This is a genomic window from Streptomyces mutabilis (genome assembly GCF_014649815.1).
GTDB classification, from domain to species: domain Bacteria; phylum Actinomycetota; class Actinomycetes; order Streptomycetales; family Streptomycetaceae; genus Streptomyces; species Streptomyces mutabilis.
This window is the reverse complement of sequence record NZ_BMTT01000143.1, coordinates 1-725: the sequence shown is the minus strand read 5'-3', so window position 1 is coordinate 725 and position 725 is coordinate 1. Positions and strand designations below refer to the sequence as shown.

Annotated in this window: 1 protein-coding gene; it reads left to right on the top strand. The window is 26.9% G+C overall.

The window, feature by feature from the left end; translation table 11 throughout:
* Positions 1-725: replication initiator protein A (locus IE142_RS35070; protein ID WP_191889435.1), on the top strand; the 725-nt coding region annotated here is incomplete at both ends.

Here is a 725-nt window from a genome sequence, read left to right as displayed (position 1 = left end):
ATTGGGTAGATAATGAGGAAAATATTTATTTTATTTATACCAATGAAAATTTGATGGAAATACTAAATCTAGGTAAAAATAAAGTAGTTAAAATTAAAAAAGAATTAGAAAGTGTTAATTTATTAAGACAAAAAAGATTAGGTTTGAATAAACCTAACATGCTATATTTAATTAAACCAGAAGTTACAGAAGATGATATCTATAAAATTCAAACTGAAGAAAAGACGAATAAATCCACTGATGACAAGGAAGTTTACAAAACAAACTTCCGGAAGTTTACAAAACAAACTTCCGGAAGTTTACAAAACAAACTTCCGGAAGTTTGTGAGACAAACTCTAATGATACTGAGTTTAATGATACTGAGTTTAATGATACTGAGTTTAATGATACGAATGATATGAATGATATACATAATATCAAAAGTAAGTCCAACACTGTATTCCATCCAAATCATTCAAATCATCAATCTCAAACATCTGATACTTTATCTAAACAAGAAGAAGCACGTTATGAATTACAAGAGTTCCCTGAACACCTAGCTAAGTATTTAATGAATTACTCTTTATCAGAAATTCAAATTATTAAAAGTATTATCTTAAAAGCAAAACGTTCGTTTCATGATGAACGTGCTGATGAAATTGTTATGCCTTATACACTTGAAGATATTGAAGATAAACTTATTGATGTACTAAAACGTTTTAGAATTATCATAAAGAAAAAGAAT